The 19,652-nt window shown below is 69.0% G+C and carries 19 protein-coding genes; 5 read left to right on the top strand and 14 right to left on the bottom strand.

Going from position 1 to position 19,652, the window contains the following annotated elements; genetic code table 11:
- The first annotated feature begins 51 nt into the window (after positions 1 to 51).
- Genes LXN01_RS02370 through LXN01_RS02360 form a run of 3 tightly spaced genes read left to right on the top strand, consistent with a single transcriptional unit; the run spans position 52 to position 2,542 of the window.
- The gene (locus LXN01_RS02370; RefSeq protein ID WP_236862929.1) at positions 52 to 1,071 is read left to right on the top strand and encodes a zinc-dependent alcohol dehydrogenase; all 1,020 of its coding nucleotides are present in this window, start codon (positions 52 to 54) and stop codon (positions 1,069 to 1,071) included.
- Positions 1,059 to 1,439, top strand: a complete 381-nt coding sequence (locus LXN01_RS02365) for a 6-pyruvoyl trahydropterin synthase family protein (RefSeq protein ID WP_236862928.1) — start codon at positions 1,059 to 1,061, stop codon at positions 1,437 to 1,439. The genes LXN01_RS02370 and LXN01_RS02365 overlap by 13 nt, the downstream gene beginning before the upstream one ends.
- Positions 1,436 to 2,542 carry a glycosyltransferase family 4 protein gene (locus LXN01_RS02360; protein WP_236862927.1) on the top strand — a complete coding sequence of 369 codons (1,107 nt, stop codon included), beginning with the start codon at positions 1,436 to 1,438 and terminating at the stop codon, positions 2,540 to 2,542. The genes LXN01_RS02365 and LXN01_RS02360 overlap by 4 nt, the downstream gene beginning before the upstream one ends.
- Here LXN01_RS02360 and ribA read toward each other — a convergent pair.
- The 5 genes from ribA to dxr form a co-directional block, all read right to left on the bottom strand.
- On the bottom strand, positions 2,443 to 3,897 hold the full coding sequence (ribA, locus tag LXN01_RS02355) for a GTP cyclohydrolase II RibA (protein WP_236862926.1): 1,455 nt from the start codon (positions 3,895 to 3,897) through the stop codon (positions 2,443 to 2,445). The genes LXN01_RS02360 and ribA overlap by 100 nt on opposite strands.
- Before the next feature lie 84 nt (positions 3,898 to 3,981).
- A complete protein-coding gene (locus LXN01_RS02350; protein ID WP_236862925.1) occupies positions 3,982 to 4,806 on the bottom strand; it encodes an ABC transporter permease in 825 nt (274 codons plus the stop codon).
- Positions 4,803 to 5,816 (bottom strand): ATP-binding cassette domain-containing protein, encoded by a 1,014-nt coding sequence (locus tag LXN01_RS02345; protein ID WP_236862924.1) that lies wholly within the window; start codon positions 5,814 to 5,816, stop codon positions 4,803 to 4,805. The genes LXN01_RS02350 and LXN01_RS02345 overlap by 4 nt, the downstream gene beginning before the upstream one ends.
- A 231-nt stretch (positions 5,817 to 6,047) precedes the next feature.
- On the bottom strand, positions 6,048 to 7,586 hold the full coding sequence (locus LXN01_RS02340) for a M50 family metallopeptidase (protein WP_236862923.1): 1,539 nt from the start codon (positions 7,584 to 7,586) through the stop codon (positions 6,048 to 6,050).
- The gene (gene dxr / locus LXN01_RS02335; protein ID WP_236863132.1) at positions 7,583 to 8,815 is read right to left on the bottom strand and encodes a 1-deoxy-D-xylulose-5-phosphate reductoisomerase; all 1,233 of its coding nucleotides are present in this window, start codon (positions 8,813 to 8,815) and stop codon (positions 7,583 to 7,585) included. Before dxr ends, LXN01_RS02340 begins: the two co-directional genes overlap by 4 nt.
- 137 nt (positions 8,816 to 8,952) lie before the next feature.
- Here dxr and LXN01_RS02330 point away from each other — a divergent pair, with 137 nt between their 5' ends.
- Both LXN01_RS02330 and LXN01_RS02325 read left to right on the top strand, forming a co-directional pair.
- Complete coding sequence (locus LXN01_RS02330; protein WP_236862922.1) at positions 8,953 to 10,149, top strand: acyl-CoA dehydrogenase family protein; 1,197 nt, start codon at positions 8,953 to 8,955, stop codon at positions 10,147 to 10,149.
- Positions 10,150 to 10,334: 185 nt separating this feature from the next.
- On the top strand, positions 10,335 to 10,850 hold the full coding sequence (locus LXN01_RS02325; protein ID WP_236862921.1) for a mycothiol transferase: 516 nt from the start codon (positions 10,335 to 10,337) through the stop codon (positions 10,848 to 10,850).
- A gap of 43 nt (positions 10,851 to 10,893) precedes the next feature.
- Here the strand turns inward: LXN01_RS02325 and LXN01_RS02320 are convergent, their stop codons facing one another.
- From LXN01_RS02320 to rpsB, 9 genes are all read right to left on the bottom strand, one after another.
- The gene (locus LXN01_RS02320) at positions 10,894 to 11,511 is read right to left on the bottom strand and encodes a hypothetical protein (RefSeq protein ID WP_236862920.1); all 618 of its coding nucleotides are present in this window, start codon (positions 11,509 to 11,511) and stop codon (positions 10,894 to 10,896) included.
- A complete protein-coding gene (locus tag LXN01_RS02315) occupies positions 11,501 to 12,058 on the bottom strand; it encodes a DivIVA domain-containing protein (protein ID WP_236862919.1) in 558 nt (185 codons plus the stop codon). The genes LXN01_RS02320 and LXN01_RS02315 overlap by 11 nt, the downstream gene beginning before the upstream one ends.
- 26 nt (positions 12,059 to 12,084) lie before the next feature.
- Positions 12,085 to 13,410 (bottom strand): 23S rRNA (adenine(2503)-C(2))-methyltransferase RlmN, encoded by a 1,326-nt coding sequence (gene rlmN, locus LXN01_RS02310; protein WP_236862918.1) that lies wholly within the window; start codon positions 13,408 to 13,410, stop codon positions 12,085 to 12,087.
- 50 nt (positions 13,411 to 13,460) lie between these two features.
- Positions 13,461 to 14,873 (bottom strand): FAD-binding oxidoreductase, encoded by a 1,413-nt coding sequence (locus LXN01_RS02305; RefSeq protein ID WP_236862917.1) that lies wholly within the window; start codon positions 14,871 to 14,873, stop codon positions 13,461 to 13,463.
- A gap of 95 nt (positions 14,874 to 14,968) precedes the next feature.
- Positions 14,969 to 16,081, bottom strand: a complete 1,113-nt coding sequence (locus tag LXN01_RS02300; RefSeq protein ID WP_236862916.1) for a phosphatidate cytidylyltransferase — start codon at positions 16,079 to 16,081, stop codon at positions 14,969 to 14,971.
- 5 nt (positions 16,082 to 16,086) lie between these two features.
- A complete protein-coding gene (gene frr, locus LXN01_RS02295; RefSeq protein WP_236862915.1) occupies positions 16,087 to 16,644 on the bottom strand; it encodes a ribosome recycling factor in 558 nt (185 codons plus the stop codon).
- A gap of 39 nt (positions 16,645 to 16,683) precedes the next feature.
- Entirely contained in the window at positions 16,684 to 17,493 is an 810-nt protein-coding gene (pyrH, locus tag LXN01_RS02290; protein WP_236862914.1) for a UMP kinase, read from the bottom strand.
- Between the two features lie 254 nt (positions 17,494 to 17,747).
- Positions 17,748 to 18,575 (bottom strand): translation elongation factor Ts, encoded by an 828-nt coding sequence (tsf, locus tag LXN01_RS02285; protein WP_236862913.1) that lies wholly within the window; start codon positions 18,573 to 18,575, stop codon positions 17,748 to 17,750.
- 71 nt (positions 18,576 to 18,646) lie between these two features.
- Positions 18,647 to 19,600, bottom strand: a complete 954-nt coding sequence (gene rpsB / locus LXN01_RS02280) for a 30S ribosomal protein S2 (protein WP_236862912.1) — start codon at positions 19,598 to 19,600, stop codon at positions 18,647 to 18,649.
- Between the last annotated feature and the right edge of the window lie 52 nt (positions 19,601 to 19,652).

The following is a 19,652-nucleotide window of genomic DNA, read 5'->3' as shown; positions in this document are numbered from 1 at the left end:
CGCGCGATTGGTGCAAGCTGAGAGCCTCACGCGCTGGGATACGCTCTCCTCATGGCTTGGCAGTACTGGACCACCGCACCGGGCGAAGGCACCTGGCGCGAAACCGCCGACCCCTCCCCCGGTGCGGACCAGCTGCTGGTGCGCACGCTGGTCACGGGCGTCTCCAAGGGCACCGAGACACTGGTTCACCGGGGACTGGTGCCCGGCCAGGTGGCCCAGCTCATGCGCTCTCCTCATCAGCTCGGCGAATTCCCGTTCCCGGTCTCCTACGGATACCTCAACGTCGGCGTCGTGCAGTCCGGTCCCGCGGACTGGCGGGACCGGCGCGTGTTCGGCCTCTTCCCCCACCACACGCACTACACGGCCGATCCCGCCGAGCTCCACCCGATTCCCGACGACGTGCCCACTGAGCGGGCCGTCCTGGCCGGGCCCGTGGAGACCGCCGTCAACATCCTCTGGCAGGTCCCGCCGGCCTTCGCTGATCGAGTCGCTGTGATCGGCGGCGGGATGATCGGCCTGTCCGTCGCGCTCCTGGCCTCCCGCATGCCGTTGCAGCGCCTGCAGCTGCTCGAGCCCAACCCCGCCCGACGCGAACTGGCCCGTTCGCTGGGACTCGATGCCTGCGACCCCGCCGCAGCCCGGACCGACAACGACATCACCATCCACACCTCGGCGAGCGCCTCGGGCCTGAGCCGCGGCCTCGAGATCACCGGCGACGACGGCTGCCTCATCGAGGCGTCCTGGTACGGGACCGACTCGCCCCAGGTCCCGCTGGGCGCCGACTTCCACGCACGCAGGCTCTCGATCATCGCCAGTCAGGTCGGCCAGGTGGCCGCGGGCAAGCGGAACCGCCGGACCACGGGCGAGAGGATGGCGACCGCGCTGGCCGCCCTGCGCGACAGCCGGTTCGACGCTCTCCTGACCGGCCGCTCGCCCCGGCAGCAGTTGCCGGAGGTGATGGACGGACTGGCCGGGAACACAGAACTGGCAGCCTCGACCGTGTGCCATGTCATCGACTTCCGCCCCCAGTCGGATGAACCCGAAAGGACCGTATCTCCGTGTACTCACTGACCGTCAGCGACCATGCCATGATCGCCCACAGCCTGCCTGATGACTTCTTCGGCCCCGCAGCCGGCCTGCACGGCGCCACGCTCACCGTCGAGGCGACATTCGAGCGCGAGCAGCTCGACGAGCACGCCGTGGTGATGGACATCGGCCGGGCCTCAGCGCTGCTCGACGAGGCGCTCTCCGGGATTCGCTACCGCAACCTCGACGATCATCCCGACTTCGCCGGGAGGCTGTCGACGAGCGAGGCCATCGCGGCGCACCTGGCGGAGCGGATCGCCGCCGGGATCCCAGACTGGCATTCCTTCGCCGCGCTGACCGTCACGGTCGTCGAGAACCCCCGGGCCAGGGTGTCCTGCCGCCTGACCCCGTGACCGCTCACCTGATCGAACCCGAGCTGCCCGCGGTCAGCGGCGGCAGCCGCTACAACGCGTTCGTGCTGGCGGAGCTGCCGGAGCTGACAGCGCACCGCGTCCGAGGAGACTGGCCGGAACCCGGGCCCGCGGCGCGCCGGACCGTCGTCGAGCTGGTCGCGGAGGCAGAAGGCCCGGTCCTGCTCGACAGCCTCGTGGGCTGCTCGGTTCCCGAGGCGTTCGCCGGCAGGCGCAGGTGGCCCCTGGTCCTGCTCATGCACATGCCGCAGGCGGCCGCTGCCCCCGCGGAGGACCGGGAGCGGGTCGCCGCCCGAGAGCGCATCTGTGTGGCCGGTGCGGATGCCGTGATCGCCACCAGCAGCTGGGCCGCCCGCGACCTCACCGCCCGCTACGGGCGCCGCGACGTCGTCGTGGCGCCGCCCGGGGTGCGACCGCGCCCCGCTGCCGCACGGCGGGACGGCAGGGATCTGATCGCCGTCGGAGCGATCAGCCCGGTGAAGAACCAGCTGCTTCTCGTCGAGGCGCTGGCACGGCTGCAGGACGACGACTGGCAGCTGCGCATCGCCGGACCCGTCGCCGACGGGGAGTACGCGGACCGGCTGCGCGGCCGGATCGCGAGCGTGATCGAGCCCGGCCGCATCGCCCTGCTGGGCGAGCTGGACGGCGGCCGGATCGATGACCTGTACGACACTGCGGAGCTGCTGCTGCTCCCCTCGCGCTTCGAGACCTACGGTCTGGTGGTCGCGGAAGCCGGAGCAGCAGGGATCCCAGCATTCGTCTCCACCGGCACCGGAGCCGTCGAGGCGCTCGGCTCCCCCGCCGCCGGCTGCACGTTCGACCCGCGCGACGCGCCCGCCTGGCGAGCAGGCATCCGACGGTGGCTGCGGGATGGCGACTGGCGGGCCGAGCTGCGCGACATCGCTGGACGCCGCCGCGGGACCCTGCCCTCGTGGGCGGCCACCGCGCAGGTCATCAGCGACACGCTCACCTCGCCGGGCCGCCCTCAGCTCAGCGGAGTGGACCCGTCCGACAGCCCGGGGGTGGCGGCTCGGGCAGCTGCGGAGAAGACGAACTCGGTGCACACGTCGGCGCCGAAGACATGACGGCGGAACGGCGCCCGCAGCGCCTCGGCCATCACATCGGATCCGGTGAACCGCAGCCCCGGCACGCCGTTGCCGATGAGCACGGGGGCGACCGTGAGGAACAGGCGGTCCAGCAGCCCCGCGGAGAGGAACTCCGAGACGGTGCGGCCGCCGCCCTCGACCAGGACAGTGCCGGGTACGTGCCGGCCCAGCACCTGAAGGATCACGGCCGGAGGAACGTCCAGACAGTGCTCCTCGACCGCGCCACCCCGTGCCGGGTGATCGCCGGCCGGATCGTCCCGCGACGACCCGCCTCGTGCCGCCTGGCCGGCAGTCTCCGGGAGGCGGAGAACCGTCACGTGGGACGCGAGCGATTCCGGCACGGGGATCCTCTCGCCGAGGAGCCACAGGGTCGGAGCGTCGGGCTGGGTCAGCACGTGGCTGTCCAGCGGGACGCGCCCGTGCGGATCGAGGATCGCGCGGACCGGGTTGGGACCCTGCACCGCGCGCACGGTGAGCTTGGGATCGTCGGCGCGCACGGTCGACACACCCACGAGGACGACGGCGGCCAGCGACCGGAGCCGGTGCAGGTGCTCGCGATCGGCCGCGCCCGACACGAACTCCGCATCGCCCCCGTTCGCGGCGATGAAGCCGTCGGTGCTCTGGGCGAGCTGGGCGATCACCTCGGTGCGGCCGACCAGCGGCGTGTAGAGATCGGGCAGCGGTGAGGCATCGGAATCGCTCGGACGGTCGTGATTCATCCCCGAGCGCTTCGTCTCCAGATAGTGGGAGTTCTCGGGTCGGTCGGCCACCGGTGGGCGCAGCCGGTCGACGACCTCGATGCCGTTGGCCTCGAGCTCGATCTGCTTGAGGGGGTTGGCTGTGAGGAGGCGGATCCGCGTGCAGTCCAGAGCCCGCAGCATCGCGGCGGCCGCCTGGTAGTCGCGGGCGTCGATGGGCAGCCCGAGAGCCGCGTTCGCCTCGACGGTGTCAAGGCCCCGATCCTGCAGCTCGTAGGCGCGGAGTTTGTTGAGCAGCCCGATGCCGCGGCCCTCATGACCTCGCAGGTAGAGGAGGATTCCGCAGCCCGCGGCAGCGATGTGGGCCATGGAGATATCGAGCTGCTCCCCGCAGTCGCAGCGGTAGGATCCCAGCGCGTCACCGGTGAGGCACTCGCTGTGCACCCGGACCAGTGGAGCGTCGGCGGTCTCCGGATTCCCCATCAGCAGAGCGAGGTGCTCGACCCCGGTTCGGTCCGTATGAGCCAGCATCCGGAACCTGCCGTGAGCCGTCGGCAGGATCGTGTCCGCGCTCCAGACCGGCGTCGGTTCGCGACCCGGCATTGACTCCCCTGCTGCAGACAGCGATTCTTCCATAGGGGACAGACTAGCGCCCTCGGCGCGGTCGACCGCGCAGCCGGTGCCGCGGCTGAGCGCGCCGGGAAGCGGCCCGCGGGACGCTCAGGTCTTGCGGTTGTACAGCATCATGGAGATCGGGCCGAATCCGGCAACCAGGATTGCCGACCACACGAAGACGAGCAGGATGTCCGAGGCGACCGGGGATCCGCTCATCACGTCGCGCATCGCGGTGACCACCACGCTCACCGGATTGACCTCGACGAAGCCCTGCAGCCAGCGCGGCATGGTCGCGGGGTCGACGAAGATGTTGCTGGCGAACACCAGCGGCATGAGGATGAACATCGAGATTCCCATCAGGGCCTGCTCGGTGCGCACGAGCAGGGCGATCATCGTCCACATCCATGACAGCGCGAACGCGAACACCAGCAGCAGCACAGTGGCGACGAGCACCGAGAGCAGGCCGCCCTCGGGCCGGAATCCGAGCATGAACCCGAGCGCCATCGTGATCGCGCCGGCGAGCAGGTAGCGCACCTGGTCGCCCAGCAGCGCGCCGACGAGTGGTGCGGGTCGCCAGACCGGCAGCGACCGGAAGCGGTCGAAGATGCCCTTCTCGATGTCCTTGTTCAGGGTCAGCCCGGTGTACATCGTGATCATGATGATCGTCTGGGCGAAGATGCCCGGGATCAGGTACTGCACGTAGGCGTCCACGGAGCCCGCGAGCGCTCCGCCGAACAGGAACGTGAACATCAGGGTCATCATGATCGGGAAGACGGTGACATCGAACAGCTGCTCGGGCACGTGCCGGATCTTGAGCATCGCGCGCTTGGCGTAGACGAGCGAGGCGCGCAGCGGTGACGCAGGTTCCGGATGCTCGGCAGCCGGGCGCAGCACCGAGGACACCTCGGACCGGGGCTGGACGGTGGTCATTCCGGGTCCTCCCGGCTGTCGTCGGCGTCCTCGTGGGATGGCTCACCGGTGATCGCGAGGAAGACCTCGTCGAGGCTGGGCTGGCCGAGCGAGAAGGCCGTGACCGCAAAGCCGGCTGCCTCCAAGCGGGTCAGCACCTCTGCGACGGGAGCGTCGCCGGTCACCGTGAAATCGATCTCGACCGGGTCGGTGCGCGGGAGTGGTTCGGAGTCGAGCAGCGCGGTGAGCAGCTCGGCGGCACGACGGCGGTCGGCGGGGTCGGCGAGCCGGACCTTGACAGTCCCCTGCCCGATCAGCGCTTTGAGCTCATCGCTGGTGCCCTCCGCGATCACGCGGCCGTGGTCGATGACGGCGATCCGATCGGCGAGCCGGTCGGCCTCGTCGAGGTATTGGGTGGTCAGCAGCACGGTCGTGCCGGCGCTGACCAGCGAGCGCACGATGTCCCAGACCTGATTGCGGCTGCGGGGGTCGAGGCCGGTGGTCGGCTCATCGAGGAACAGCAATTCGGGGGTGACGACCAGGGAGGCCGCGATGTCGAGTCGGCGCCGCATGCCGCCCGAGTACTTCTTGACCTGCCGGTCGGCCGCATCGAGCAGCCCGAAGGCGGCGAGCAGCTCCCGCGCTCGCTGCCGCGCCTCGCCTGCGGAATAGCCGAACAGCTGCGAGATCAGCGTGAGGTTCTCACGTCCCGTGAGGTCCTCGTCGAGCGAGGCGAACTGTCCGGTGAGCGCGACCCTTCTGCGGATCTCGCCGCCGGCGGTGCGCAGGTCGTGGCCGAGCACCCTGGCCTGTCCTCCGTCGACCGGCAGGAGCGTGGCCAGCATCCGGATGACCGTGGTCTTGCCTGCTCCATTGGGACCCAGGATCCCGAACACGCCTCCGCGCGGGATCGTGAGATCGACGCCGGCGACCGCGACCTTGCCGCCGAACGCCTTGCGCAGTCCCGTCGCGACGACTGCCGGCTCCGGTGAGTCGAGCACGATCCGCTCCGCGCTGCGTATCTCCCTCACGGTCGCATCACCGCCGCACCTGTCCCGTCCACCCTCCGAGTGTGAGCCGCCGAGGCGCCGGCCGGCTACTCCGATCCTGCTCGGGTGACAGCGCCCGTGCCGGGCCACGGGGTCCGGCCGGCGGAGATCGTCCTGGCCATGAGCCGCCCCCGCCGCGTCAACTGAACAGGACGGGTCAGCTGAAACAGGCCGGGTCAACTGAACAGGACGGGTCAGCTGAAACAGGACGCGTCAGCTGAACAGGACGACGGGTTTGAAGATGTCGACATAAAGAAGCAGGACGGTCATGCCCAGCAGCACTCCCACCACCGCGTAGGTCAGCGGCAGCAGGCGCGCCGTGTCGAACGGTCCGATGATCCCGTGCCCGCGCTTGAGATTGACCTGGCGGCGGCCTCCCTCGTACAGCGCGACGGCGACGTGGCCGCCGTCGAGCGGGAGCAGGGGCACCATGTTGAAGGCGAACAGGAAGAGGTTGAGGGAGCCGAGCAGCGACAGCCCGACCTGGACCTTCTCGATGACTTCGAGGCGATCGGTGCCGACGATCTCCCCGGCGACCCGCCCGACTCCGACCATTCCGATCGGCCCGTTCGGGTCGCGTTCGGCGTCGCTGAGCGCGACCTGGGTGATCTCGACGAGCTTCTCCGGCAGCGTGAACAGCGCCTGGAAGGTCTGCCCGATCATCTCGGCCATCTCCCCGGGGAACTCCAGCACGCCCAACGGCCGGCGTTCCTGGGTGGGGCTGACCCCGAGGAAGCCGGTGGTCTCCGTGCGAGGTGTCCCGTCGTCATTCAGCACCGGCACGCCGTCGTCATCGGTGACAGGCCGCTCGGTGGCGATGATCGGCACCTGCAGCGTCTGCTGCTGCCCGTCGCGCTCGATGACCATCGGCACCGTCTCCCCGGCGGAGCGGCCGACCGCCTCGGCCAGTTCGTCCCAGTCGTCGAGCTCGGTCCCGTCGATCGACACGATCACGTCTCCCGGCTGCAGGCCGATCTCCCAGGCCGGTGTCAGCGGGTCACCCGGCTGGCACGCAGTGCGCTGATCGGCAGGACGCTCGACCGCCTCGGAGGCCGGAACCGCACATTCGACGGTGCTGGCGACGGTCGTCGTGGGCTGGATGGTGCCGATGCCCAGCAGCACGATCGCCATGACCCCGATGCCCAGCAGCAGATTGACGAACGGGCCCCCGAACATCACCACCAGGCGCCTGGGCACCGTCAGCGCGTAGAACGTCCGGTGCTCCTCACCGGGATCGATCTCCTGATTGGAGAATTCCCGTGCGTCAGCCATCGTGCGTTCGAAGAGCCGCCCGCGCCGCCGGCTGCGTGCGCCGGGCGCCTCGGCGCCCGCACCGGAAGCCGCGGCATCGCCACCAGCGGGCGCGGGCACGGATCCCGCCACCTCACCCGCTGCCCGCAGCCGGGCGTCGGCAGTCACGATGTCGGCGGCGTCGATTCCGTCCTCATCGGCGTCGATGTCCTGGGCGCCCGGGGCGCCCACCAGCTGCTCGGCTCGGGCGTGGGTCGAGTCCTCCGGCGGGTACATCCCCGGCATCGCGATGAAACCGCCCAGCGGCAGCGCCTTCACCCCGTACTCGGTCTCACCGCGGCGGAAGGAGAACAGCGTCGGCCCGAACCCGATCATGTAGTGGGTGACCTTGACGCCGAACCTCTTGGCCGGGATCAGGTGCCCCAGCTCGTGCAGGGCGATCGAGATGCTCACCCCGAGGACGAGCAGGACGACGCCGAGCGCGTAGAGCAGCGGACTCATCGCGCGATCCCGGGAGCCGCCCGCTCGATCCAGCTGCTCGTCCGCTCCCGGGCGGCGGCGTCGGCCGAGAGCACGCTGTCCAGGTCGAGAGCGCGGCCGCTCGCGTCAGAATGGTGCGTCGCCAGGGCGGCGGCGATGCCGTCGGCGATCTGCGGGAAGGTGATGCGGCCGTCATGGAATGCGTCGACGAGCACCTCGTTGGCCGCGTTGTAGACGGACGGGTGGGTGCCGCCTCGGCGACCCGCCTCGTATGCGAGGCCGAGTGCGGGGAACGCCTCGTGGTCGACCGGCTCGAACGTCCACTCCGTCGCCCGGGTCCAGTCATTGGGACGGGTGGCTCCGCTGATCCGGCGCGGTTCCCCGGCGCCGTGGGTCCCGAGTGCGTAGGCGATGGGCAGCTTCATGTCGGGCGGGGAGACCTGGGCGATCGTCGACCCGTCGACGAACTGGACCATGGAGTGGATCTGCGACTGCGGGTGGACGACGACGTCGATCCGGTCGTAGTCGACCCCGAACAGCAGCTGGGCCTCGATGACCTCGAGGCCTTTGTTGACCAGGGTCGCGGAGTTGGTCGTGATCACCGAGCCCATGGTCCACGTCGGGTGGGCGAGCGCCTGTGCCGGCGTGACCGCGTCGAGCTCGGCCCGGCGCATGCCCCGGAACGGCCCGCCCGAGGCGGTGATGACGAGCCTGTCGACCTCCTCGGCGCGGCCGGCTCGCAGGGCCTGGGCGATCGCGGAGTGCTCGCTGTCGACGGGGATCAGCCGTGCTCCGGTGCGTGCGGCGGCCTCGAGCACGAGCGGACCGCCCACGATGAGCGATTCCTTGTTGGCCAGCGCCACGTCGGTGCCGGCGTCGAGCGCAGCCAGCGTGGAGCGCAGTCCGACGGCTCCGGTGACGGCGTTGAGGACCATGTCCGCGGGGGTCCCGGCGATGCGGACTCCCGCCTCCGGTCCGAGCTCGATCTGCTCGACCCGGTCCGGCAGCCCCAGGCGCTGCGCGACCTCGGTCAGCGCCTGGCGCACCTCCGGCTCACCGCCCGCGGGAGCTTGCGCGAGGCCGATCCGACAGGCGCCGAGGCGCACCGCCTGTTCGGCGAGCAGTCCGAGGTTCGACCCGGCGGTCAGCCCCGTCACGGAGAACAGCTCCGGGTTGCCGAGGACCACCTCCACGGCCTGAGTGCCGACCGAGCCTGTGGCCCCCATTACAATGATCTCACGCACGCTCACGCTGACCGATGATGTCACCGCTTCCTTAGAGTACGGTGAGGTCCGACGGCGCCGCGGCACTGATCCGACGCCGTCGCGCACCGGTCCCGGCAGACAGCGGCGCGCGTTCCGCTTCGACCTCGAGTGAAAGAACTGTGATGAGCAAGACTGTGACTCCCGATGACCTGCTCGGCCTCGACTCCGTCTTCTCGAAGGAGGACCTCGAATGGGCCGGCATCGTCCGCAAGTGGCTCGACGACAATGTCCGCGACCACATCGGCGACTACTACCTCGAAGGGACCATTCCTGCTCGCGAGCTGGCTGTGGGCCTGGGTGAGCTCGGCGTGCTCGGCATGCACCTGGAGGGCTACGGGTGCCCAGGCGCCTCGGCCACCCAGTACGGTCTGGCCTGCCGCGAGCTCGAAGCCGTGGACTCCGGGCTGCGCTCGCTGGTCAGCGTGCAGGGCTCGCTGGCGATGTTCGCCATCCACCACTGGGGATCGGAGGAGCAGAAGGAGGAATGGCTGCCGCAGATGGCGGCCGGCACCGCGATCGGCTGCTTCGGGCTGACGGAGCCCGACGTCGGCTCCGACCCGAGCGGGATGCGCACCTTCGCCAAGAAGGACGGCGACGACTGGGTCCTCAACGGCGCGAAGATGTGGATCACCAACTCGCCGGTGTCCGATGTCATGGTCGTGTGGGCCAAGACCGAGGAGACCGACGACCAGGGCAGGAACGTCGTCCGCGGCTTCGTCATTCCCACCGCCACCCCCGGCGTCGAGGTGCCCGTCGTCAAGCGCAAGCTGTCCCTGCGCGCGTCGATCACCGGCGAGATCGTCCTCGACAACGTCCGCCTGCCGGCCTCCGCGATGCTTCCGAAGGCCAAGGGCCTGCGCGGCCCCCTGTCCTGCCTCTCCGAGGCCCGCTATGGCATCGTCTTCGGCGTCACCGGAGCGGCCCGCGACGCCATCGAATCGGCACTCGACTACACCGGCACCCGCATCCAGTTCGACCGGCCCATCTCGTCCTTCCAGATCACCCAGCAGAAGATCGCGAAGGCATTCGGCCAGTACTCGTCGATCACCCTGCTGGCCGCCCATATCGGCAAGATCAAGGACACCACCGGTGTGAGCCCGGAGCAGATCAGCCTGGGCAAGATGGTGGGCGTCGACACCGCGATGAACATCTGCCGCGATCTGCGGGCCCTGTTCGGCGGCTCCGGCATCACCAGCGAGTACTCCCCGCTGCGGCATGCGATCAACCTGGAGACCGTGCTCACCTACGAGGGCACCCATGAGGTGCACCAGCTCACGCTGGGCCGGGCGCTCACCGGCATCAATGCCTTCGCGAACTGAGCGGAGCCGGGTGCACTCGCACCTCTGAGGCCGAGCATCCGAGGCCAGCGATGCCGAGTGTGCGATAGTCGGAAGGACGCGGACCCGGTCTGCGTCCTTCCGCCGTTCTCAGGGCCGGCTCAGGCGACATCCGAAGCCGCCCGTGCCCGGAGCCGATGACCCCCTGCGATCGAGGAGCTGATCGGATGAACGTCGACGAAGTGCTGCTGGACGGATTCTCGCGGCCGGTCGAGGTCTGCGAGATGGTGCTCGACGGCATCGATGAGGAGACCCTCCACGCGAGGCTGACGGAGACCAGCAACTCCATCGCCTGGCTGGTGTGGCACCTGGCTCGCGAGCAGGACGTGCAGATCGCGCCGCTGGCCGGACGCGAGCAGGTGTGGACCGCGCGGGGCTGGCACGAGCAGTTCGGGAAGCCCGCGGACGACTTCGGATTCGGCGACACGCCTGAGGACGTCGCGGCCTTTCGCGTGTCCGGTCCCGAGGTGCTGCTCGGCTACCTCCACGAGGTTGCCGAGTTCGTGCAGGACTGCGTGGCCGGGCTGACGCCGGAGGACCTCGCCGAGGTGATCGACGAGAGCTGGGATCCGCCGGTCACCCGGGGCGTCCGCCTGGTCTCGATCATCGACGACGCCGCCCAGCACGCCGGGCAGGCGGCTTTCGTCCGCGGCGCCCTGGGCTGGGACGCGAGACGACCGTAGGCACGGGCACCGGATCATCCCCGAGGCGTGAGCCGGAGCCGGCTCAGCTGTGCAGGTCGAGCTCGCCGATCAGCTCGCGCGCGGTGACCTCGGTGCCGTCGGCACGCCGGATCACGACGAGATCGGCCGGAAGCTGAGCTGCCGCGCCGGGTTCGATGCGCGGGTCCCGCACCACCGGATCCAAGGCAACGGATCTCTCCGCCGTGGCGATCTGCACACCCTCGTAATAGCTGGGAAGCCTGCGAACCGGCTTGCTGAACGCCTGATGCACGTCTCGGGTCGGCTCGTCCTCGGCTGCCGAGAAGGCGACGCGCGCCTCGGCTGCGGGATCCTCCACGAGCAGCCCGCCGATCCGGATCACGGCCAGCCGGGCGAGCCGGGCGGGCAGCGCGGGGACGTCGGAGCCGATCCGCACCGGGACTCCCGGCCTCACGTCCAGCAGGCGCAGCACACCTGCGAGCTTGGCCACCCGTTCGAGCACGGTCTCGTAGCTCAGCTCCGCAGGTGCGGCCCCGGCGGAGGCCTCCGCGGTCATGCAGGTCTCGTCCGCCCGACCGAGCACGATCGGGTAGTCGAGCACCTCGTAGACCGGGTTGAGCGTGCCGGGATGGTCGGGGTCGAGCACGCCCGGGCGCGCGAACCAGCGCGGTTCAGTCGACACTGGCCATGACCTCGACCACCCGGTCGATGAACGCGTCGACCTGATCCTCGTCGTAGGCTCGCTCGCCCTTGCGGACGCGGAACAGCACGCGGCGGACCTCGTCGACACTCATCGCCTCGCCCTGCGTGAAGTACCCGCTGATGCGATCGCAGAGCGCGTCGACCTCTTCGATGTCGTAGCCGATCTCACCCTTGGCCGCGTGGTTGAACCGCTCCCCGGCCGGTCGGGTGAGGCGGCCGCGCAGCGAGCTGGCCGCTCGGGTCAGCTCCTGCACCCAGGAATCCTTGCCGGCCTTGGCGATCAGCCGATCGCGCGACCGCTTGGCGAACGCGTCTTCGAGCCGGTCGAGGGCGGCATCGACGACGCCCACGTGATAGCCCTTGCGCACCAGATCGAAGCCGACGGTGCGGACCGCGCGCGCATCGAGGTCTCCGGGCTGGGGCGCCTCGCGCTCGAAAGACTCTCGTGCGCGCTTGAAGAAGCTGTCCACCTGAACAGGATCGTAGCCGGTCTTCCAGCCCGACATCCTGGGGAAGTTGGTGTCCACGGTCGTGTTCTCCTCGGGGTTCTCACTCACTCGGCGGCGGCCAGCTGGCCGCACGCCCCGTCAATGTCCTTGCCACGCGTGTCGCGGATGGTCGTGGGAACTCCGGCGTCCCGCAGGCGACGCACGAACTCCGCCGCCACCCCGGGATCGGAGGCGGTCCACACGGAACCCGGAGTGGGGTTGAGCGGAATCGGATTGACGTGCGCCCAGCCCCGACCACGCGCGTTGAGCTTCTTGGCGAGCAGGTCCGCGCGCCAGGCATGATCATTCATGTCCTTGATGAGCGCGTATTCGATGCTCACCCGGCGCCCGGTGGTCCGGTAGTAGTTGTAGGCGGCGTCGATCGCCTCGTCGGCCTTCCAGCGGGTGTTGACCGGGATCATCTCGTCGCGCAGGCCGTCATCGGGGGCGTGCAGGCTAAGCGCGAAGGTGACCGGGATGTCCTCCGCGGAGAGCTTGTTGATCCCCGGCACCAGCCCCACTGTCGAGATCGTGATCCGGCGGGCGGACATACCCAATCCCTCCGGGGCGGGGGCGACGAAGCGACGCACCGCATTCATCACTCGCCGGTAGTTGGCCAGCGGCTCCCCCATCCCCATGAAGACGATGTTGGTGACGCGTTCGGCCGGAGCCGAGGCGCCTGCCCCGGCTCCGGCTGATGCGGGACCGGGAACTGCGCCGGCGGGTGGGAGACCCTGCTCCTCATCGGCCTCGGAGCCGACTCCGGCAGTGGGATTGCCGAGCATGTCCGTGTCCTGCCCACTGGTCGCGGCGAGTTCTCCGGCCGCGATGGCCTGGTTGGCGCGGATCACCTGCTCGACGATCTCCGCCGTCGACATGTTGCGGGTCAGCCCCTGCTGGCCGGTGGCGCAGAACGGGCAGTTCATTCCGCAGCCGCACTGCGAGGACACGCACAGTGTGATCCGATTGCGGTAGCGCATGAGCACCGATTCGACGAGCGCGCCGTCGAACAGCCGCCACAGGAACTTGATGGTGTCACCCTCGCCGCTCTTCAGCCGCCGGACCTCGCGGAGCAGCGGCGGGAAGAACTTCTCCGTCAGCTCCGCGCGCCGATCCTTGGGCAGATCGGTCATCTGCTCCGGGTCGACAGTGTGGTGGACGAAGTAGTGCGTGGACAGCTGCTTGGCGCGGAACCCGGGCAGTCCCATCTCCTCGACCGCGGCGATCCGCTCGGTCATCGACATGTCCGCCAGGTGAGCAGGCGGCTGAGTGACCCGGCGTGAGCCGAAGTTGAGCAGCGGACGACCATCGCGCTGCGGGGTGCTCGAAGTGGTCCCGTCGGCGTTCTCGACGACGGGACGGACTTGTCTGCGTGAAGTGTGCTCAGTCATGTGGTGTCCAGTATCGCATGACCGGGCCTGCCTCGTCTGTCAGGCGGCGCTCAGAGCTGCTCGGATGCTGCCTGCGAGGTGGTCGCCGGCCTCGACTCGAACACCTTGCCGGGGTTCATGATGCCGTGGGGGTCGAGTGCTCGCTTGACCGCGACGTGCATGTCGATGACGTCCGGCGAAAGCTCTGCCGCCAGCCCATCGCGCTTGAGCAGCCCGATCCCGTGCTCGCCGCTGACGGTTCCGCCGAACTCGAGCGCCACCGCGATGATCTCCTCGAAGGCTGCCTGGGCACGCTGCCGTGCTTCGTCATCGCCGGGCGGGGTCACGAGCAGCGGGTGGAGGTTGCCGTCGCCGGCGTGGGCGATCTGGGCGATCACCGTGTCGTGGGACTGCGCGATCTGCTGGATCCGCGCGAGCACCTCGGGAACCTTGGAGCGAGCCACGCAGATGTCCTCGGTCAGCACCGGTCCCAGGCGTTCGAGCGCCGGGTAGGCCAGGCGCCTGGCGGCGAAGAACGCGTCGGCCTCCTCGTCGTTCTCGCTGACCGCGGCGAATGTCGCGCCGGCTGCTTCGAAGGCCTCGACGATGGTGCGCGCCTCCTCGACGCCCGCGGCGCCGGGAGCGTCGGTCGCGGCCAGCAGGATCGCCTCGGCGTCGGCCGACAGACCCATGTTCTTCCAGTCGTCGACCGCTTTCAGACAGTATTTGTCGACGAGTTCGAGCGCGGAGGGAATGACCCCGGCGGCGGTGACGTTGGCGACGCCCTGCCCGGCGGCGACGAGGCTGTCGAAGTAGCCGACGATCGCCGTCCCCACGGGCGGCAGTGGCAGCAGGCGCACGGTGATCTCGGTGATGACGCCGAGGGTGCCTTCGGAGCCGACGACGAGGCCTCGCAGGTCGTAGCCGGCGACGTCCTTGGTGGTTCGCCTGCCCAGGCGGACGAGCTTGCCGGTGCCGGTCACCATCTCCAGGCTGATGACGTATTCGCCGGTCACGCCGTATTTGACGCAGCACAGGCCGCCCGCGTTCGTGGCCACGTTGCCGCCGATCGACGACCACGGCGCGGATGCGGGGTCCGGCGGGTACCAGAGGCCGTCCTCGGCGACCCGAGTGCGGAGGTGTTCGTTGATGACTCCGGGCTGGACGCGCGCCGTGCGCTCGACCGGGTCCACGTCGATCACCCGGTCCATCGCGTCGAGCGAGATCACGAGGCTGCCGGCGAGGGAGTTGGCGCCACCGGACAGGCCGGTGCCCGATCCCCGAGGCACGACCGCGACCCGGTTGTCGATGCACCAGGTGACAGCGGCGAGCACCTGGTCCGTGCTGCGCGGGCGGATCACCGCCAGCGCGGGTTCGAAGGGTGCCCACTCCGCGTCGTCGTGGAGATAGCGCTCCATCACATCGGGGTCGGTGATGATGATGTCGGCAGGCAGCGCGCGGGACAGCGATTCGATGGTGGTCACGCCTCCAGTTCTATCACCGGCGCAGGTCTTGCAGAAGTGCGGTTCTGGGGTCGACGCCGGGCTGCCGCTCGCAGCGCTGTCACAGGCCCTGGGGATCAGGTCGCGTAGCCCGGCAGGAAGCTGAACAAAATGAGCGCGACGGGGGCGGTCGGCAGGATCGAGTCGAGCCGGTCCATCACTCCCCCGTGCCCGGGCAGCAGCGTGCCCATGTCCTTGAGGTCGAGGTCGCGCTTGATCATCGATTCGGAGAAATCGCCCAGAGTGGCGACCGCCGGGATCACGACTCCGAGGACCACGCCCGTCCACAGCGGCGCGTCGAATACCCACCAGGCCATGCCGATCGCGACTGCTGTCGACAGCAGCGCAGAGCCGGCATAGCCCTCCCAGGACTTCTTGGGCGAGATGCTCGGGGCGATGGGGTGCTTTCCCCACATGACGCCGAAGGCGTACCCGCCGATGTCGGAGGCGACGACCAGGGCCAGGAAGCAGATGGCGAGCAGGTTTCCCTGTTCGAAGGTCAGCATGTGGACGACGAAGGAGGCGCCCAGGCCGACGTAGGTCAGGGCGAACAGGCTCAGGCAGACGTCCTTGACGGGATTGGCCCGGTGTTCGAAGAGGGTGAACAGGAGCACTGCTCCCGTGCCGACGGTGAACGTCACCCACAGGGCCTCTCGTCCGCCGAAGTAGGTCGCGGCGAGCATGCACGCCGCGGCAGTCATCGTCGGCACCCGTGCGACGACCGAACCGGAGCGGGAGAGCGCGTTCGCCAGCTCCCACATGGCCGCCATCACCCCGATGAGGGTGAGCACGACGAAGGACGGAGGGTAGAACAGCAGCGAGGCCAGCACGGACCCGCCGAGCACGACGCCGACGCCGATGGCCGCCGGCAGGTTGCGGCCGGCCCGGCCGTAGTCCTTCTTCGCCGGCTCCTCGACCGTCGTGGAGGTGCCGGCGGTCTGTGCGGCAGCGACCGCCTCGGCGTCCACTTCCGCCTGCGGGTGCGGGGTCACCAATCCGTGGCCGTAGCCCAGCTCGACCTCACCCGGGTCCGAGGCGGAGTCGGGTGGAGACGGGGTATCAAGTCGAGCCTGTTCGGCTCGGCGCAGATCCCGGCGCTTGGGGAAGGGGACGGCGCCCGCCCGGGCGTCACCGGAGCCGGCGGGGCGTCCGCGATCTGCCGGAGAGGTCGGCAGCTCGTCCGGGGACATCGTCCTCACACCTCGAGGAGTTCGGCTTCCTTGGCGACGAGCAGCGTGTCGATCTCGTCGACCTTCTTCTTCGTCAGGTCCTCGAGCTCCTGGATCGCCGCGCGGACCTCGTCCTCGCCGGCGTCTCCGTCCTTCTGGATCTTCTCCAGCGACTCCTTGGCGCGGCGCCGGATGTTGCGGACGGAGACCCGGCCCTCCTCGGCGTTGCCCTTGACGACCTTGACGTATTCCTTGCGGCGCTCCTCCGTGAGCTCCGGCAGCACCACGCGGATCACATTGCCGTCGTTGGCAGGGTTGGCGCCGATGTCGGAGTTGCGCAGGGCGGTCTCGATGTTGCTCAGCGCACCGCGGTCGTAGGGGGTGATGAGCAGGGTGCGGGCCTCGGGAACCTGAAACGACGCGAGCTGCTGCATCGGAGTCGGGGCACCGTAGTAGTCGACCAGGAGGTTCGCGAAGAGAGCGGGGTTGGCGCGGCCGGTCCGAACGGATCCGAAGGCATCCTGGGTGACTTCGACGGCCTTGTCCATCTTCTGCCGGGCTTCGGTCAGGGTTTCCTTGATCACGGGGTACTCTTTCGCTCGCTGGTGGTGTTGCTGACTATTCTAGGCAGTTTCCGTGGCGCTGCGCTCGGCGGCGATCGCGGGCGCCTTCTCCTCTGCCGACTCGACGATCGTGCCGATCTCCTCGCCGGCGATCGCACGCTGCAGGGTGCGGTCCCCTTCCATGCCGAAGACGAGCATCGGCAGCTTGTTGTCCATGCACAGGGAGAATGCCGTCGAGTCCACGACTTTGAGTCCCCGCGCCAGCGCCTCCTCATAGGTGATGCGATCGATCTTCTGCGCGTTCGGATTCTTCTTCGGATCGTCGGTGTAGACGCCGTCGACGCCGTTCTTCGCGATCAGCACGACGTCAGCGCGGATCTCCAGCGCTCGCTGGGCGGCCACGGTGTCGGTCGAGAAGAACGGCAGGCCGGCTCCGGCTCCGAAGATCACCACACGGCCCTTCTCCATGTGCCGCATGGCCCGCCGCGGGATGTAGGTCTCGGCGACCTGGGTCATCGGAATGGCAGTCTGCACGCGGGTGTCGACTCCCGCCTGCTCCAGGAAGTCCTGCAGTGCCAGGCAGTTCATCACGGTGCCGAGCATGCCCATGTAGTCTGCGCGCGTGCGGTCCATTCCGCGCTGCGACAGTTCCGCGCCGCGGAAGAAGTTGCCGCCGCCGACGACGATGCTGATCTCCACTTCGGGCACCACCGGGGCGATCTGGCGTGCGACCGAGGCGACGACATCGGGATTGACGCCCACCTCACCTCCGCCGAAGACCTCTCCGGAGAGTTTGAGGAGCACCCGTCGGCGATGCGTCCTGGTCGGGATTCGCTGGTGGCTGGAGGCGTGCACAGGGACGTCTGACATTTGCTCTCTTCCTCAGTGTCCGGAATGGCTGCTGCTCACCGGGGTGCCGGGGGCAGGTGGGCGCGGGAGCCATCGACCAGTGTAGCGGTCCGCTCCCGGTCCCGTGGCGGCCCTCGCTGGGCACTCGCGCATCCGAGGCGCTGCGGACTTCGCCGGGAACGAGCAGAGGGCGGGGCAATCGCCCCGCCCTCTGCCGGCGGCTCACGGCTCAGGCGCCGTCAGCTCTGCTGTGCTGTGCTCTGCTGTGTCCGAGCTCAGCTGCCCACGCGGAAGCGCAGGAAGCCGGTCGCCTTGACGCCAGCCTCTTCGAGCACCGATGCCACGGACTTCTTGGGCTCCTTGGCGAAGCCCTGGTCCAGCAGGCAGTTCTCCTTGAAGAACCCGTTGACGCGGCCTTCGACGATCTTCGGCAGCGCCTGTTCGGGCTTGCCTTCGTTCTTGGCCGTCTCCAGAGCGATCTCACGCTCCTTCTCGACGATGTCGGCAGGTACGTCGTCACGGGAGAAGTACTTCGGCGTCAGTGCTGCGATGTGAACCGCGACATCGTGGGCAACCTCGGTGTCGTCGCCCTCGAAGGCGAGCAGCACGCCGACCTGCGGCGGCAGATCCTTGTTGGTGCGGTGGAGGTACGACTCGATGTTCGCGCCTTCGATCCGGCCGACGCGGCGCAGGTCCACCTTCTCGCCCAGAGCCGCGCCACCCTCGGTGATGATCTGCGATACCGGCTTGCCGTCGACCTCGGCAGCGAGGAGATCCTCGGCCGAGGCGGCCGAGTTCTGCACTGCCAGATCGAGCACCTGATCGGCGAGCTCGATGAACTTGTCGGACTTCGCGACGAAGTCGGTCTCCGAGTTCAGCTCGATCATGGTGCCGACACCGTCGGCGACGTGCGTGGCGACGAGTCCGTCCGAGGTCGATCGTCCCTCGCGCTTGGTGGCTCCCTTGAGTCCCTTGACCCGCAGGATCTCGACGGCCTTGGCCTGATCTCCCTGCGCCTCTTCGAGAGCCTTCTTGACGTCCATCATCCCGGCGCCGGTCTTCTCGCGCAGTTCCTTGATGTCAGCAGCTGTGTAATTTGCCATGGATCTCCTTAAGTCACGAGATGTGTGGAAGGCCGCGCCCACAGGATCCTGCGGGCGCGGCCCGGATCAGCTCAGGCCTGGGTCGACTCGGTGCTGTCGGCTTCGGCGGATTCGGTGGTCGCCCCAGCGGACGCCTCGGCGGATTCGGCCGGCGCTTCGGCGGACTCAGCGGACACCTCGGCGGCCTCGGCCGGTGTTTCGGCAGGCTCAGCGGCCGCCTCGTCCGAGGCTGTCTGCTGGGCTTCGCCCTCGGACTTGCCCTCGAGGAGCTCCCGCTCCCACTCGGGCATCGGCTCGACGGCGGAGACATTCTTCTCGCCCTTGTCGTCCGACGAGTGGCGCTTGATCAGGCCCTCGGCGACAGCGTCGGCGACGACGCGGGTGAGCAGGTTGACCGAGCGGATGGAGTCATCGTTGCCCGGGATCGGGTAGTCGACGTCGTCGGGGTCGCAGTTGGTGTCGAGGATCGCGATCACCGGGATGCCCAGCTTCTTCGCCTCGTCGACGGCCAGGTGCTCCTTCTTGGTGTCGACGATCCACACTGCCGACGGAGTCCGCTGCATGTCGCGGATGCCGCCGAGGGTCCTCTCGAGCTTCTCCTTCTCACGGCTGAGGATGAGAAGCTCCTTCTTCGTGTGACCGGAGCCCGCGACGTCGTCGAAGTCGATCTCCTCAAGCTCCTTGAGGCGGCGCAGACGGCCCGAGATGGTCTGGAAGTTGGTCAGCATGCCGCCCAGCCAGCGCTGGTTGACGTAGGGCTGGCCGACGCGCTTGGCCTGCTCCTCGATGGCTTCCTGGGCCTGCTTCTTGGTGCCGACGAACAGGATCGAGCCGCCGTGGGCCACGGTCTCCTTGACGAACTCGAATGCCGAGTCGATGTAGCCCAGGGTCTGCTGCAGGTCGATGATGTAGATGCCGTTGCGCTCGGTGAAGATGAAGCGCTTCATCTTGGGGTTCCAGCGACGGGTCTGATGCCCGAAGTGGACGCCGCTGTCGAGCAGCTGGCGAGTGGTGACGACGGCCATGCCGACGCACTCCTTTCATGGCGGCCGCTCGTGGCAGCCGCACTGTCGAGTC

The organism is Brevibacterium daeguense (assembly GCF_021729135.1).
Lineage (GTDB): Bacteria > Actinomycetota > Actinomycetes > Actinomycetales > Brevibacteriaceae > Brevibacterium > Brevibacterium daeguense.
This window is presented reverse-complemented; position numbering and strand designations above follow the sequence as displayed.

Coding starts and splice junctions, on each gene's coding strand:
- rlmN (WP_236862918.1), bottom strand. CDS start 13,410: ATGACTGAGCACACTTCACGCAGACAAGTCCGTCCCGTCGTCGAGAAC.
- pyrH (WP_236862914.1), bottom strand. CDS start 17,493: ATGTCAGACGTCCCTGTGCACGCCTCCAGCCACCAGCGAATCCCGACC.
- LXN01_RS02300 (WP_236862916.1), bottom strand. CDS start 16,081: ATGTCCCCGGACGAGCTGCCGACCTCTCCGGCAGATCGCGGACGCCCC.
- rpsB (WP_236862912.1), bottom strand. CDS start 19,600: ATGGCCGTCGTCACCACTCGCCAGCTGCTCGACAGCGGCGTCCACTTC.
- LXN01_RS02350 (WP_236862925.1), bottom strand. CDS start 4,806: ATGACCACCGTCCAGCCCCGGTCCGAGGTGTCCTCGGTGCTGCGCCCG.
- tsf (WP_236862913.1), bottom strand. CDS start 18,575: ATGGCAAATTACACAGCTGCTGACATCAAGGAACTGCGCGAGAAGACC.
- LXN01_RS02325 (WP_236862921.1), top strand. CDS start 10,335: ATGAACGTCGACGAAGTGCTGCTGGACGGATTCTCGCGGCCGGTCGAG.
- LXN01_RS02340 (WP_236862923.1), bottom strand. CDS start 7,586: ATGAGTCCGCTGCTCTACGCGCTCGGCGTCGTCCTGCTCGTCCTCGGG.
- ribA (WP_236862926.1), bottom strand. CDS start 3,897: ATGGAAGAATCGCTGTCTGCAGCAGGGGAGTCAATGCCGGGTCGCGAA.
- LXN01_RS02330 (WP_236862922.1), top strand. CDS start 8,953: ATGAGCAAGACTGTGACTCCCGATGACCTGCTCGGCCTCGACTCCGTC.
- LXN01_RS02370 (WP_236862929.1), top strand. CDS start 52: ATGGCTTGGCAGTACTGGACCACCGCACCGGGCGAAGGCACCTGGCGC.